Source organism: Plantactinospora endophytica, from assembly GCF_016862915.1.
GTDB classification, from domain to species: Bacteria; Actinomycetota; Actinomycetes; order Mycobacteriales; family Micromonosporaceae; genus Plantactinospora; species Plantactinospora endophytica.
The window spans coordinates 71,036-85,409 of sequence record NZ_BONW01000022.1; the positions used below are offsets into that span (position 1 = coordinate 71,036).

The 14,374-nt window shown below is 72.9% G+C and carries 9 protein-coding genes; 4 read left to right on the plus strand and 5 right to left on the minus strand.

Annotated elements, in window-relative coordinates; genetic code table 11:
* Nucleotides 1-33: 33 nt before the first annotated feature.
* A complete protein-coding gene (locus tag Pen02_RS24075; protein ID WP_203868346.1) occupies nt 34-1,617 on the minus strand; it encodes a methyltransferase domain-containing protein in 1,584 nt (527 codons plus the stop codon).
* Nucleotides 1,618-1,691: 74 nt separating this feature from the next.
* On the opposite strand from Pen02_RS24075, the gene Pen02_RS24080 reads away from it, so the two are divergent.
* A complete protein-coding gene (locus Pen02_RS24080; RefSeq protein ID WP_203868347.1) occupies nt 1,692-2,273 on the plus strand; it encodes a helix-turn-helix domain-containing protein in 582 nt (193 codons plus the stop codon).
* A gap of 109 nt (nt 2,274-2,382) precedes the next feature.
* On the opposite strand, the gene Pen02_RS24085 is transcribed toward Pen02_RS24080, so the two are convergent.
* Nucleotides 2,383-3,582: a low temperature requirement protein A gene (locus Pen02_RS24085; RefSeq protein WP_203868348.1), complete on the minus strand. Its 1,200-nt coding sequence runs from the start codon at nt 3,580-3,582 to the stop codon at nt 2,383-2,385.
* Between the two features lie 219 nt (nt 3,583-3,801).
* Here Pen02_RS24085 and Pen02_RS24090 point away from each other — a divergent pair, with 219 nt between their 5' ends.
* On the plus strand, nt 3,802-4,797 hold the full coding sequence (locus Pen02_RS24090) for an LLM class flavin-dependent oxidoreductase (RefSeq protein WP_239141189.1): 996 nt from the start codon (nt 3,802-3,804) through the stop codon (nt 4,795-4,797).
* Nucleotides 4,798-5,155: 358 nt separating this feature from the next.
* Here the strand turns inward: Pen02_RS24090 and Pen02_RS24095 are convergent, their stop codons facing one another.
* A complete protein-coding gene (locus Pen02_RS24095; protein WP_203868350.1) occupies nt 5,156-7,435 on the minus strand; it encodes a rhamnogalacturonan lyase family protein in 2,280 nt (759 codons plus the stop codon).
* A 475-nt stretch (nt 7,436-7,910) separates the two neighbouring features.
* Between Pen02_RS24095 and Pen02_RS24100 the strand changes: the two genes are divergently transcribed.
* Entirely contained in the window at nt 7,911-9,110 is a 1,200-nt protein-coding gene (locus Pen02_RS24100) for a GNAT family N-acetyltransferase (protein WP_203868351.1), read from the plus strand.
* A 137-nt stretch (nt 9,111-9,247) separates the two neighbouring features.
* Here the strand turns inward: Pen02_RS24100 and Pen02_RS24105 are convergent, their stop codons facing one another.
* A complete protein-coding gene (locus Pen02_RS24105) occupies nt 9,248-9,718 on the minus strand; it encodes a hypothetical protein (RefSeq protein WP_203868352.1) in 471 nt (156 codons plus the stop codon).
* Nucleotides 9,719-9,770: 52 nt separating this feature from the next.
* Nucleotides 9,771-11,819, minus strand: coding sequence for a beta-galactosidase (locus Pen02_RS24110; RefSeq protein ID WP_239141191.1), 2,049 nt, complete (start codon nt 11,817-11,819; stop codon nt 9,771-9,773).
* Nucleotides 11,820-11,892: 73 nt separating this feature from the next.
* Here Pen02_RS24110 and Pen02_RS42605 point away from each other — a divergent pair, with 73 nt between their 5' ends.
* The gene (locus Pen02_RS42605; protein ID WP_203868353.1) at nt 11,893-14,313 is read left to right on the plus strand and encodes a glycosyl hydrolase family 95 catalytic domain-containing protein; all 2,421 of its coding nucleotides are present in this window, start codon (nt 11,893-11,895) and stop codon (nt 14,311-14,313) included.
* The last annotated feature ends 61 nt before the right edge of the window (nt 14,314-14,374 follow it).

A 14,374-nucleotide genomic window follows, 5' to 3' on the forward strand; every position in this document is an offset into this window, starting at 1 on the left:
CGCCGCGCGCACCCGGCGCCGGCCCGTCCAGGGCTACCGTCGACGCGCCACCAGTACGGCGTCGGCGATGTTCACCTCGTGTCCCTCCGGATCCCGCACCGACCGGGGTCGGGACTCGGTGACCAGCACCGTCCAGGTCTCCGGGTCGAGCCCGGACGCGACCTCCTCGGCGGTGTACATCATGTCCGGGAAGTGCATCCGGTGGGTCGAGGTGTGCAGGTCCGACGGGTGGTGCCCGACGATCAGCAGGGTGCCGCCCGGTGCCACCGCAGCGGCCAGCCGGGCGAAGAGTTCCCGCCGGGCCTGGCCGGGCAGGTGCATGTACTGCGCGGAGACCAGGTCGTACCGGCCCTCGGCGGGTGGGCGTTCGCGCAGGTCGGCGTGCTGCCACTCGATCCGGGCGGCGACCTGCGCCCCGGCCGACTCCGCGTGTGCGGCGGCCCGGCCGAGCGCGACGGTCGAGATGTCGACGCCGCTCACCTGCCAGCCCTGCTCGGCGAGCCAGATGGCGTCGGCGCCCTCGCCGCTGCCCACGTCGAGCGCCCGGCCCGGGGCCAGCCCGGTCACCTCGGCGACGAGTTGCGGGTTGGGGCGACCACTCCAGATCGCCGGCCGGGCCCGGTACCGCTCCTCCCAGCCGTCCTGCTCGAAGATCGTCCGCACCTGGTGCCGGTACGCCGCCACCGCCTCGCGGGTCTCCTCGGCCACCAGGTCGCCGTTGATCGCCGCACCGGCGAGCAGGCCGGACGCGGCGGACGCGATCACCTGGGCGCGTCCGTCGGCGACGTTGCCGGCGACCCAGACCCCCGGGGCCGCCAGCCCGGTCGGATCGGCCGGGACCTGGCTGCCGACGACGTGCCCGCCCATCTCCACGTCGACCGGCTTGATGCCGAGCGTCTCCAGCACGCCGGCCCGGGCGGTGAACCGGGGCGCGACCACCACCGCGTCGAGCGCGACGACCTCGCCGGAGTCCAGCCGTACCCCGGTGAGGGTGTCGTCGGCCACCTCCAGCGCGGCGACCCGGCCGGGTACCACCGGGATGGCCCGGGCGGCGAGTTGCTCGGCATCCTCCGGCTCCAGCGCCGGGGCGCCATGCGTCAGCAGCATCACCTGCGGGCTCCACTGCCGCCACAGGTTCACCTGGTGCATCGCCGTTGCCACCGGCCCGGTCACCAGTACGCCGATCCGCCGGTCCCGCACCTCCCAGCCGTGGCAGTACGGGCAGTGCAGCACGTCGCGCCCCCACCGCTGGGCCAGTCCGGGCAGCTCGGGCAGTTCGTCGACCAGGCCGGTCGTCACCAGCAGCCGGCGGGCGCTCACCTCGGCCCCGCCGTCCAGGGTGAGCCGGAACCCGTCGCCGTCCCGGGTCGCGGCCTCGACCCGACCGGCGAGGAACTCGCCACCGTACCGGGCCACCTCGGCCCGGCCGTCCGCCACCAGCTCCGCCGCAGGCGTGCCCTCCCGGCCCAGGTAGTTGTGCACCAGGTCGGCCGGGGCGTTGCGCGGCTCCCCGGAGTCCACCACCAGCACCGAGCGCCGGGCCCGGGCCAGGGCCAGTGCTCCGGCCAGCCCGGCCGCGCCGCCGCCCACCACCACCACGTCGTACGTCCTGTCCACGCCACACTCCCCTTCGTCGTTCTCCGGGTCCACGGTGCGGCGCTGCCGGCTGTATGGCAACTATCCTTGCCGGTATGGCAAACGACGAGTTCGCGCTGACCTCGGTCGGCCCCCGGCTGCGGGCACTGCGCACGCAGCGTGGCACGACGCTGACCCAGCTCGCCGAGGTCACCGGCATCTCCGTGAGTACCCTGTCCCGGCTGGAGTCCGGCGGCCGGAAGCCGACCCTGGAGCTGCTGCTGCCGCTGGCCCGGGCCTTCCAGGTCTCCCTCGACGAGCTGGTCGACGCGCCCGCCACCGCCGACCCCCGGGTGCATCCCCGGCCGATCGTCCGGCACGGCGTCACGTTCCTGCCGCTTACCCGCCGGCCGGGCGGTCTACAGGCGTTCAAGCAGATCCTGCCGCCGCACACCCCGAGCGCGGAGGCGGAGCAGCAGACCCACGAGGGCTACGAGTGGCTCTACGTGCTCTCCGGGCGGCTGCGCCTGCGGCTCGGCGAGCACGACCTGATCCTGACCCCGGGTGAGGTCGCCGAGTTCGATACGCGTGTTCCGCACGCCATCTCGAACCCCGGCCCGGGGGTCACGGAGGTGCTGTCGCTCTTCGGCCCGCAGGGCGAACGCCTGCACGTCCGGGCCCGCCCCACGGCCCGCTGAGCCTGGACCACACCCGCCGCACGGCCCGCCGCCGGGACGCGCCCGCCGCACGGCCCGCTGAGCCTGGACCCCTCCCGCCGCCGGACGCGCCGAGGCCGGGAACGTCCGGTCAGAGTGGCGAGGCGGGCGGCTTCGTCCGGCGACCCCGGACCCGGGCCAGGTCGTGCACGGTGATGCCGAGCAGGATGGTGCTGACGGTGCCGGCCACGACCAGCGGCGGCACGAAGAGCATCCCGGGCGCGACCGCGACCAGCAGGGCGATCCCGACCACCCGGGACCGGAGCAGCGCGCCGAAGACCTCGTACCCGAACCGGGCCCGACCGGCCAGGAACAGCGCCGGGCCGCCGACGATGACCCCGACCCAGGCGCCGTCGGTGTGCCCGAGCGGGCGGACCACCACCAGTTCGTACCCGACGGCGGCGGTGACCACGCCGGCCACCATCGCCAGGTGGGTGTAGGTGGCCGACCAGGTGAACCGGGTCGGGTCCCGGGCGCTGCTGAACGCCTCGGCCAGCAGGAACCCGGCCTGGAAGAAGTAGATCCGCCAGAGCAGCACGGTGGTGGTGAAGGCGATCAGGAACGCGGCCGACTGGGCGAGGGTGAAGTCGCCGCCGCTGAACGCGAACCCGGTGACCAGGATCGACTCGCCGAGGGCGATCAGGAAGAACTGCTGGTACCGCTCGGCGATGTGCTCGCCGGCGAACACCCACTCCTGACTCGCCGACGAGCCCAGCCGGGGAGTCGGCCAGCGCAGCAGGTGTCCCAGGTAGTCGCCGGCCAGCGCCAGACCCCAGAACAGCAGCCGGAGGTTACCGGTGACGAGTGCCCCCGTGATCCAGAACGGGGCGGTGCAGAGCACCCAGAACACCAGCCGTACGGAGATCCGCTGCCGGGGATCGCCGCGCAGGGTCAGTCCCAGCATGAACGGCCGGCCGAACTGGAGCAGTACGTAGGCGAGCGCGAACATCAGCCCGTGCCCGCCGAACGCCCGGGGTACGGCCACCGCCATCACCATGGAGCCGAACATGGTGACCACCACGATCGCCTGGACCAGCGGGCGCTCCGGATCGAACCGGCTGGTCATCAGGGTGGTCATCGACCAGAGCAGCCAGAGGGTCAGCAGCAGTACCAGGGCGCGCAGCGCCTCCAGGAAGACCTCGTGGTCGAGTTGGGTGAAGTCCTGCACCAGCCGCTGCGACACCCGGGTCAGGGCGAAGACGTAGACCAGGTCCAGGAAGAGCTCCAGGAAGGTCGCCCGTGGCGAACTTTCCTCTCTTCGCAGCAGTTCCGCCCCGCCACCGAGTACCATCCGACGTCCGTTTTCCCCACCTCTGTGTCGATCGCCGGGGAACCGCCGTTCCCTGCCCGAGGAATACCACGGGCCGCCGGTCCCGGGAGCGGGGCCGGGGAAACCCGTCGCGGTCGACGCGGCGGGACTCCGCGCCGACGCCGGTCACCTCGAAGAAAGCCGGCCACCTGGAAGAAATCCGGCTCGTCGCCGGTTGCCGCGTTTGTGATCGACGTACCGTTGTCTGTCCTTGACCTCGCACCGGTCGCCGCCGGCACCACCGTCGGCGCGGCCCTGCGGCACACCACCGAGCTGGCCCGGCGCACCGAAGAACTCGGTTATCACCGATTCTGGGTAGCCGAACACCACAACATGCCGGCGATCGCGAGTTCCGCCCCGGCCGTGTTGATCGCCCACGTGGCGGCGGCAACCTCGACCATCCGGGTCGGTTCCGGCGGGGTGATGCTGCCCAACCACGCCCCACTGGTGGTGGCCGAGCAGTTCGGCACGCTGGAGGCGCTGCACCCGGGCCGGATCGACCTGGGCATCGGCCGGGCGCCCGGCACCGACCAGCCGACCGCGCTGGCCCTGCGCCGCACCATGGAGGGCCTCTCCGCCGAGAACTTCCCGCAGGAACTGGACGACCTGGTCAACTACTTCACCGCCGAGCGGCCGGGCCCGATCACCGCCACCCCGGGCCGGGGCGACCGGCCGGCGATCTGGCTGCTCGGCTCCAGCGGGTTCAGCGCCCGGCTGGCCGGGCTGCTCGGCCTGCCGTTCTCCTTCGCACACCACTTCAGCGCGGCGAACACCCTGCCGGCGCTGGCCCTCTACCGGCAGAGCTTCCGCCCGTCGCGCTGGCTGGACCGGCCGTACGCGATGGTGGCGGTGAACGCGGTCTGCGCCGAGGACGACGAACGGGCGGCGTGGCTCTCCGGCCCGGCGTCGCTGTCCTTCCTGCGCCTGCGTACCGGCCGGCCAGCCCCGCTGGCCACGCCGGAGGAGGCGGCGGTGTACCCGTACACCGAGTTGGAGCGGCAGTTCGTCCTCGAACGGCGGGAGGGGCAGGCGCTCGGCTCCCCGGAGACGGTGCGCCGGCAACTGACCGAGCTGCTGGCCCGGACCGAGGCCGACGAGCTGATGCTCACCACCCTGGTCTACGACATCGCCGACCGGGTGCGCTCGTACGAGCTGATCGCGGACAAGGTCGTCGGCGGGCTGCGCCGGCAGGACTGACCGGCCTGCCGTACGACGTGACCGGGGTCACGCCGCCCGGTGGGCCCGAAACACACTCTTCACCGTGCTGTCATCGACGCGCACCGGAAGGCGCCTAATGTTCTTACCGGTGGTGGTTCGACAAGCGCGATCGGGACGGGTCGCGTGATGTCGCGGTGTGTGCCGCACCGGCACGCAGGGAGATGAGCGACCCTGCGGGCCGGTGCGGCTTCGCGTTTCCGCCGCCAACCGATACCGACGTCAACGATATCGCCGTCAACCGATCCCGTTGTCGATCGATTCCGACGCCGACCGACTTCGTTGTCGACCGACTTCGTTGCCGACCAACTTTGTCGACCGAGTTCGTTGTCGATTCCGGCTACCGGAGGTAGATCGACGGGGCGGGCGGGGTGGACATGCCGTTCCCGATGAAGAAGCTCGGATGCGGCGGCTGGTTGTAGGCGGTGTTCTGCCAGGCGATCGCCACCCGGTACATCGGGTCGTGCATCAGGGTGTGGATCCGGGTGCTGGTCTGGGTCGGAGTGCTGTAGATCCGCAGCGCGGAGTTGTCACTCGTCCGCCAGATCACCTCCTCGCGCCAGTCGCCGAGGATGTCCGCCGAGAGCGACGGCGTGGCCTTGGTGCCGTTGTTCGAGGCGACCCCGCTACCGGTGAGCAGCCGGGTGTCCGAGCTGGTGCCGTACTTGTCGATCCGGGTCTGGTCCAGCAGTTCCCGTACCGGGTCGCCGTCCCACCAGATCAGGAAGTTCGCCGACGACGGCTTGCGGCCGACGTTCGACCCGCCGGGGCTGCGCAGTCCGTCGACCGCCGAGGACCAGGACTCCGCCCCGGCGCTGCCGGCGTAGATGTCGCCGGCCACGCCCCGGCCGTTGTCCCCGGCCGCCGCAGTGGACCAGTAGACCTGCCCGGTACGCGCGTTGGCGAACCAGGACGACGGCTTCGAGGAGTCCTCGCTGACCTTGAAGTACTCCAGCCCGGACCGGCTCGGGTCGAGGTCGCCGAGGTGGGCCGCGTCGCCGTGCCCGTGCCCGGTGTTCCAGAGCGCCGAACCGTTGTCGTTGACCGTCATCGCGCCGTAGACGATCTCGTCCCGGCCGTCGGCGTCCACGTCGCCGACGGTCAGCGAGTGGTTGCCCTGGCCGGCGTACTGTGAGCCGGCGGAGTTGGAGTCGAAGGTCCAACGCCGGGTCAGCGAGCCGTTGCGGAAGTCCCAGGCGACGATCACGCTCCGGGTGTAGTAGCCGCGCGCCATGATCAGCGAGGGCCGCTGCCCGTCCAGGTACGCCGTACCGGCGAGGAAGCGGTCCACCCGGTTGCCGTAGTTGTCGCCCCAGGACGAGACCGTACCCCGGGCCGGCTCGTAGTTGACCGTCGACAGCACGGCGCCGGTCTGGCCGTTGAACATGGTCAGGTATTCCGGCCCGGCCAGCACGTAGCCGCTGGAGTTGCGGTGGTCCGCCGAGGACGAGCCGATCACCTGGCCGGTGCCGGAGCGGCTGCCGTCGGCGGTCTTCATCGCCACCTCGGCGCGGCCGTCGCCGTCGTAGTCGTACACCTGGAACTGGGTGTAGTGCGCGCCGGCCCGGATGTTGCGGCCCAGGTCGATCCGCCACAACCGGGTGCCGGTCAGGGTGTACGCGTCGACGTAGACGTTGCCGGTGTAACCGGACTGCGAGTTGTCCTTGGCATTGCTCGGATCCCACTTGAGCACGATCTCGTACCGGCCGTCGCCGTCCAGGTCGCCGACGGAGGCGTCGTTCGCCGCGTAGGTGTACGCCTCACCGGACGGTGTCGTGCCGCCCGGCGGCACCTGGAGCCGTACGTCGAGGTAGCCGCTGCCGAACTGGAGCGCCGGTGCCGAGGCCGCCTGCTCGGTCCCGTTCACCACCGCCCGCACCGTGTACGCCGACCCGGCGGCGGCACCGGAGTCCAGGTAGTTGGTGGCTCCGGTGATCGGGGACGGGTTGACCCGGGTCGAGCCCCGGTAGAGGTTGAACGACACGCCGGAGGTCTCGGTGCCGAGCAGCCGCCAGGAGACCAGGTTGGCACTACCGGAGCGGACGCTGACCAGCCCTCGGTCCAGGTCCTCCACCTGCTTCGCCCCGGCCGGCGGGTTACCCGGCGGCGGGGTGGTCACCGGCGGCGTGGGTGGCGGGGTGGTGGCGGGCGGGGTGGTCGCCGGAGGTGTGCCGGTCGGCGGTCCGCCCGGGGTGGTCGGGGCCACCGCGCCGGTGCAGGTGGTGCCGTTCATCGCGAAGGCGGTCGGCACCGGGTTGCTGCCGGTCCACGATCCGTTGAAGCCGAAGGTGGCGCTGGCGTTGGTGCCGAGCGCGCCGTTGTAGCTGACGTTGCTGGCGGTCACCTGGCTGCCGCTCTGGCTGACCGTGGCGTTCCAGGCCTGGGTGACCTGCTGCCCGGCGCCGTACGTCCAGGTCAGGGTCCAGTTCGTGATCGGGTCGCCGAGATTGGTGAGGCTGACGTTGGCGCCGAAGCCGCCCTGCCACTCGCTGGCCACCTGGTAGTCGACCCGACAGCCGGCGGCGGCGGCCGAGGCGACCACCGTGAAGGTGCCGGTCGCGGTCAGGGTGGCTGCCGCGGTCGCGGCGAGCAGGGTACGGCGACGTCGTGATAAGCGCATGATCAACTCCGTTGGGGGCGGGGAGCGCGGTACCGGGGATCGCCAGCGCGGCCGGGGTGGCGGCGCCGCGCCGACCCTGCCCGGGGCCGGCCGGACTCGGACCGCGGAGGGTGGCCGAAATGGAACAGTTCAACGGCAACCCGACAACGGGGGTACGGCTTCCTGCGCACCTGAATGCTAGGGCAACCGCTTTCCCCCGCACAACATCGAGCACGCTCGCTTTAAAGGTTTCAGAACCGCGTCCGGCATCCGTAGCCGCTCACCCTGACCGTGTACGCCACCGACGCGTCCACTGCCCGGCACCTCGGCCGGCTCCTCGACCCCCGCCTCGCCCCCCGCCTCGACTGGCATCTCGACTCGCGCCTCGGCTGCGTGCAGCGAACGGGACTATCTGATCGTCGGAAACCGCACCGCCTTTACCGAGTTCCGGCGAACCCGTCGACGGCCGCCTCGGCGTGCTGGTTAGGCTCGCCCGGTGCCAGCGACCACCCTGATCCGGAAGCTCGAAGCCGACGACCTGGCCCAGGCCGGCGAGTTGGGCCGGCTCGCCTTCGGCTCCGCGCCGTCCACCGCACCGCCGTCTCAGGAGCCCCGGCCGGGCCGCACCGGCTACGGCGCCTTCGACCAGGACGGCCGGCTCGTCGGCAAGGCGATCGACCTGCACCACGACCAGTGGTGGGCCGGCCGCCGGGTGGCCGCGGCGGACGTCGCCGGCGTCGCGGTACTGCCCGAGGCGCGTGGCCGGGGCGTGGCCCTGGCGCTCCTGCGCGAACTGCTGCGCGGCGCCCACGAGCGGGGTGCCGCGATCAGCGCGCTCTATCCGACGGTGACCGGACCGTACCGGCGGGCGGGCTGGGAGGTGGCCGGCGCCCTGCGCGCCGTCGACCTGCCGACCCTCGCGCTGCCCCGGCACCGGCCGGCACCGGACCTGACCGTCCGGCCCGGCGGACCCGGCGACCTCGATGCCACCGCCGAACTCTACGAACGGATCGCCCGGCACCGCTGCGGCCTGCTCGACCACCGGGGCGGCGGGTTCGCGCCGGCCGAGCCGCCGAGCGCCCTGCCGGACGGGGTCGACGGGCTCACCCTGGTCGAGCGGGACGGCCGGCTGATCGGGTACGCGAGCTGGCAGCGCGGTCACGGCTACGACGAGCACGCCGTACTGACCGTGCAGAAGGTGCTCGCCGACAGCGCCGAGGCGGCCCGGGAACTGGTCGGGGTACTGGCCAGTTGGCAGAGCGTGACCCCGACCCTCCGACTGTGGCCACTGGCCTCCGACGCGGTTGCCGCACACCTGCCGCTGGAGCAGGCTTGCCAGCACGAGGAGCGGATCTGGATGCACCGGCCGGTGGACGTGGTCCGGGCGGTGGCCGACCGGGGCTGGCCGGCACACGTACGCGGCCGGGTGGACTTCGCGCTCGCCGACGAGATCGCACCGTGGAACTCCGGTACCTGGCGGCTGGAGGTCGACGGTGGCGCCGCCGAGCTGCGCCGGATCCCGGACGAGCCGGCGATCCAGCTCTCGGTACGCGGCTTCGCGCTGCTCTACACCGGCGTCGCCGACGGGTACGCGGTTGCCGAGGCCGGCCTGCTGCGCTGCCCCGCCGGCACCGATCCGGCCGCGCTGGATTTGCTCGGCGCCGGCCCCCGAGCCGAACTGCTCGACTACTTCTGAACCGCCGACCGACCCGACAACCCCGACCACCGCTGAACCGTCGGTCGGTCAGACAACCCTCGACCGCCGCTGAACCGCCGACCGGCCCGACAGCCTCGACCGCCGCTGAACCGCTAAGCGGTCCGACGGTCGAGGGGTCAGCTTCCGTTCGCGCCGGCCAGCATCGGGATCAGCACCAGTCCGCCGCAGCAGGCCCCGACCACCGCCAGGGTGATCAGCAGGATGCTGTAGTTCGACCACATGCCGAACCTCGTGATGTCGGCGCCCTGGCCGTCGTGGACCCGGTTGCGCCAGCCGCCGAACCGGAACGACACCTGCTGGGCGGTGCCCGGGTGCACCACCACCCTGGTCGTGATCATCGGAATGCCGAACAGGTCGGTGTACTTGACCTCGTGTTCCCCGGCCGGCACGGCGATGTGGAAGGTCCCCTCCGCCATACCGGAGACCTCGCGCCCGTCGATCTTCAGCTTGCAGGTGGTGGGCGCGGGTACGAGATAGGGCCCCCGGTTGGCCGAGACGATCAGCGCGCCCCAGCCCGGCGGCAGTTGCACCGGATGGGGGTACGCGGCGAGCGCCATGCCGGGCGGCGGGATCGAGGGGTAGGCCATCGGTGCATAGTGGCACAGCCGGTGCGGGGCCGTACCCCGGGCCGCCCGGCCGTCAACCCTCCCGCAGTACGGCGCAGCCGCCGGACGGCAGCGACACCGATTCGACCCGGGCGCCGGTCAGCAGGTCCACTCCGGACACCGGCACGGTCTGTGTCGAGTCGGTGTGGTTGAGCAGGAACAGCCAGCTCGTGTCGGCGGTGGACCGGCGTACCGCCTCCACCCCGGCTGGCGCCGCCGGACAGGTCGGCTCGGCTCCCGCCTCCTCCGCCAGCCCGGCCAGCAGGTCGCGGTACGCGTCGTCGTCGAGCCGGGTGGAGAGGTACCAGGCCACCCCGTCGCCGTAGCCGTGCCGGGTCAACGCCGGCTGGCCGTCGAGGAGTCCTCCGGTGTAGCTGACCGACGGTGTCGCACCGGTCAGGCGTACGGTCTCGGCCCAGAGCCGGCCGGTGCTGCCGTCGGAGAGCGGCAGCCGGGTCGCCGGGTCGAGCGGATGGAACTCCTCCACCCGGATCCCGAGCAGGTCGCGCAGTGCTCCCGGATAGCCGCCGACCCGGACCCGGGCGTGTTCGTCGGCAACCCCGCTGAGGTAGCTGACCAGCAGGTGCCCGCCGGCTGCCACGTAGTCGCGGATCCGCGCCGCGTACCGGTCGGAGACCAGGTAGCGCGCCGGAAGCACCAGCAGGGCATACCCGAAGAGGTCGTCGCCGTCGGTGACGAAGTCGACGGTCCGGCCGGCCCGGAGCAGCGCCCGGTGTGCCGCCGCCACCTCGGCGGAATAGTCGAGCTGTGCCGAGGGCAGCACGGTGCCCTGCATCGCCCACCAGCTCGCGGCGTCCCAGGCGACCGCGACCGGCGCCTCCACCCCACCGGCGTCCATTTCGGACAAGCGGTCGAGCAGCGCGCCCAGCGACACCGCCTCGCGGAACGCCCGGCTGTCCGGGCCGGCATGCGGCACCAGCGCCGAGTGAAACACCTCGGCGCCGCCCCGGGAGGCCCGCCACTGGAAGAACATCGCACCCCGGGAGCCCCGGGCGATATGCGTCAGGCTGTGCCGGGTCATCCGGCCCGGCTCCTTGGCGTGCATCCGGCCGGGGGTGAGGATCAGGTTCGGCGCGCTCTCCATCAGCAGCCAGGCCGGTCCACCGGACTCGTCCCGGTGTGCCGGACCGGCGGCGGTCCGACCCGCCCCGCCGGTGCGCCGCTGGCCGTGCCGGGCCCAGGACCGGGCCAGGTCGGCGGCGAACGCGGTCTGCTCCTCCGCGCCCGGCCCGACCTCCCCCGGATAGTGGTCGATCGCCACCAGGTCCACCTCGGCGGACCACCGGGCGTGGTCCACCGGTACCCAGCCGCCGAGCACGTAGTTGGTGGTCACCGGTACGTCCGGGGTGGCGGCCCGGAGCAGGTCCCGCTGCTCGACGTACGCGCCGAGCAGTTCGTCGGAGAGGAACCGGCGGAAGTCCAGCAGGTGGCTGGGATTGCCGAGATACTGGGTGGCCCGGGGTGGCCGGATCTGCTCCCAACCCGAGTAGTGCTGGCTCCAGAAGCTGCCGGTCCACGCCTCGTCGAGCCGGTCGAGGTCGCCGTAGCGGGCCCGCAACCAGGCCCGGAACGCGATCGCGACGTGCTCGCAGTAGCAGGTGGTGCCGTACTCGTTGTGTACGTGCCAGAGCGCCAGCGCCGGATGGTCGCGGTACCGGGCGGCCAGTGCGGCGGCGATCTCCCGGGCCGCCGCCCGGTACGCCGGAGCGCTGGCGCAGTAGGTGTCCCGGCTGCCGTGGCTGAGCCGTACCCCGTCGGCGGTGACCGGCAGCGCGTCCGGGTGTCGCACCGAGAACCACGGTGGCGGGGAGGCGGTCGGGGTGGCCAGCGCCACCCGGATGCCGCCGTCGTGCAGCAGGTCGAGCACCCGGTCCAGCCAGTCGAAGTCGTACCGGCCGGGCTGCGGTTCGAGCCGGGACCAGGCGAAGACTCCGACGGTGACCAGGTTGACCCGGGCCCGGCGCATCAGCTCGACGTCGGTCGGCCAGACCTCCGCCGGCCACTGCTCGGGGTTGTAGTCCCCGCCGTAGCAGAGCCCGGTCAGACCCTTCGGCCAGTGCACCCCGCCCGCCCTTCCCGGCGTCCCGCAACCGTTGCCGTTGACCTTTGTTTGGGCTCCCGCCAAAGTAGGCGGGGTGGATCTCGCTGTCAACGGCCTCGTCTCCACCACCCGGACCGACGACTGGGAGGCGGCCCTGGTCAGCGGCAACGGCCGACAGGGCGCACTCTGCTACGGCGGCCCGACCGGCGTCCGGATCACCGTCTCGCACGAGCGGCTCTTCCTGCCCCTGAACCCGCCGCTGGACCCGCCGCCGACCGCCCGGATCCTGGACGAGCTGCGGGCGCTGCTCGCGGCCGGCGAGTACCGGCGGGCCGCCGCCCGGGTGGTGGAGTTCGCCGCCGAGCAGGATCCCGGGTACGCCGAGACCCGCTGGGTCGACCCGCTGGTCGGCGCCGCCACCCTCACCTGCACACCGACGGCCGCCGGCCCGGCAACCGGGTACCGACGCAGCACCGACTTCGACACCGGCCTGGTCCGCCAGTACTGGCGACTGACCGAAGGCGAGGCCGATGCAGCCGAAGGCGAGGCCGGCGCAGCCGGGGACGACATCGAGGTGGCCGGGGGCGAGGTCGAGGTGGCCGCGTTCGTCTCCCGCCCGCATGACGTGCTGGTGGTGCAGTTGGCCGGGCCGACGGGTTGGCGGGTCGGGCTCGGCCCGCTCGACGAGGAGCCGCCGGTGCCGATGGAGATTCGGGTCGCGCCGGACGGGCTGGGGCTGCGGGTGGACTTCCCCACCGCCACCGCCGGGCAGGTCACCGGGTACACCGTGACGGGCCGGCTGGTCGACGGGCGGCTCCTGCTGCTGCGTACCACTGTGGACGGCGTACCGTCGCCGGGGCCGGACCTGGCGGACCTGCCGGCGGACTTCGACGCGCTGCTGGCCGCGCACGTCGCCGTACACGGTGATCTGGTCGGTCGGGTGCGGTTGGACCTCGGTGCCGCGCCGGCCGCCCGGTCGGCGACCACCGAGGAGTTGCTACGGCCGTTCCGGCCGGGCGCGGCCACCGCCGGCACCCCGAACAGCGCCGCGCTGGTGGAGCGGCTCTTCGCGGCCGGCCGGTACGCGATCGTCTCCGCCTGCGGCGACCTGCCGCCGACGCTGCTCGGGGTGTGGAGCGGGACCTACCGACCGGCCTGGAGCGGCGCCTACACGGTGAACGGCAACCTGCCGGCCGCACTGGCCGCACTGGCGGTCACCGGAACGCCGGAGCTGACCACCCCGCTGTTCGACCTGCTCGACTCGGTCACCGACGACCTGCGGGACAACGCCCGCCGGCTGTACGGCACGGGTGGCATCCTCGTCCCCGCGCACCTGACCAGCCACGGCCGACAGAACCACTTCGGTCCGGTCTGGTGCCAGACGTTCTGGACCGCCGGGGCGGCCTGGCTGGCCCGGTTCTACCACGACCACTGGTGCCACACCGGGGACCGGGCGTTCCTGCGGTACCGGGCACTGCCGTTCCTGCGCCGGGCCGCCGAGTTCTACCTGGACTACGTGACGATCGGCCCGGACGGGCGGGCCCGGTTCGCGCCGTCGTACTCGCCGGAGAACACCCCGGCGAACACCGACTCGCAGGCGTGCCTGGACGCCACCATGGACGTCGCCGCCGTTGCCGACCTGCTGCGCAACCTGCTGGCCGAAACCGCTGCCCTGGGCGAGCCCGACCGGGCCGAGCCGCGCTGGCGGGCGCTGCTGGCAGCGCTGCCGCCGTACCGGATCGCGCCGACCGGGGAGTTGGCCGAGTGGATCGCACCGGACCTGGTCGACAACCACGCGCACCGGCACGCCTCGCACCTCTACCCGCTCTGGTACGAGCCGGATCCGGCCTTCACCGCCGATCCGGCGCTGCGCCGGGCGGCGGCGCTGACGGTGCGGCGTCGGCTGGCCTGGTGGCGGGGCGCGGAGTCGGACGAGATGGGGTACGGGCTGGCGCAGCTCGGCCTGGCGGCGGCCGGGCTCGGCCTGGCCGAGGAGGCGTACCAGACGGTGCTGCTGATGGCCGGCCGGTACTGGCGACCGAACCTGGTCTCCACGCACAACCGGGACGCCATCTTCAACGTCGACGTCTGCGGCGGCCTGCCGGCGGTGGTCGCCGCGATGCTGCTGCGCAGCAGCCTTGTCCCGGCCGACGGACCGGCGGAAACGGCACGGCCGGCGGACGAGGAAACGCGACCGACGGACGAGGGAACGCGGCTGGGGGTCGAGAGAACGCGACCGACGGGCGGGGGCGCGCGGCCGGGTGTGCGGCCGGAGCCGGCGGTTCGGCTCGGCCTGTTGCCGGCGGTGCCCCGGGCCTGGCCGCGTGGTCAGGTCACCGGGTTGCTCGCCCGGGGGCCGGTGACGGTCACCCGACTCACCTGGACATCGACCGAGGTCGAAGCTTTTCTGCTCTCCCCGGCCGACCGGGTGGTCACCGTCGAGCTGCCCGGGAACACCCCGGTCCGGGTCGAGCTGGCCGCCGGCCGGACGTATCGACTGCGGTCGCGCCGTTGACAGTTTGTTGGGTTACCAAAGAAACTAAAGGGAGTCCACCGCGCCGGCCGGCACCGTCGGC

What these genes read in the sequence shown, in the direction of transcription:
- Pen02_RS24080 (WP_203868347.1), top strand. Translation starts at nt 1,692, where the DNA reads ATGGCAAACGACGAGTTCGCGCTGACCTCGGTCGGCCCCCGGCTGCGG.
- Pen02_RS24085 (WP_203868348.1), bottom strand. Translation starts at nt 3,582, where the DNA reads ATGGTACTCGGTGGCGGGGCGGAACTGCTGCGAAGAGAGGAAAGTTCG.
- Pen02_RS24095 (WP_203868350.1), bottom strand. Translation starts at nt 7,435, where the DNA reads ATGCGCTTATCACGACGTCGCCGTACCCTGCTCGCCGCGACCGCGGCA.
- Pen02_RS24105 (WP_203868352.1), bottom strand. Translation starts at nt 9,718, where the DNA reads ATGGCCTACCCCTCGATCCCGCCGCCCGGCATGGCGCTCGCCGCGTAC.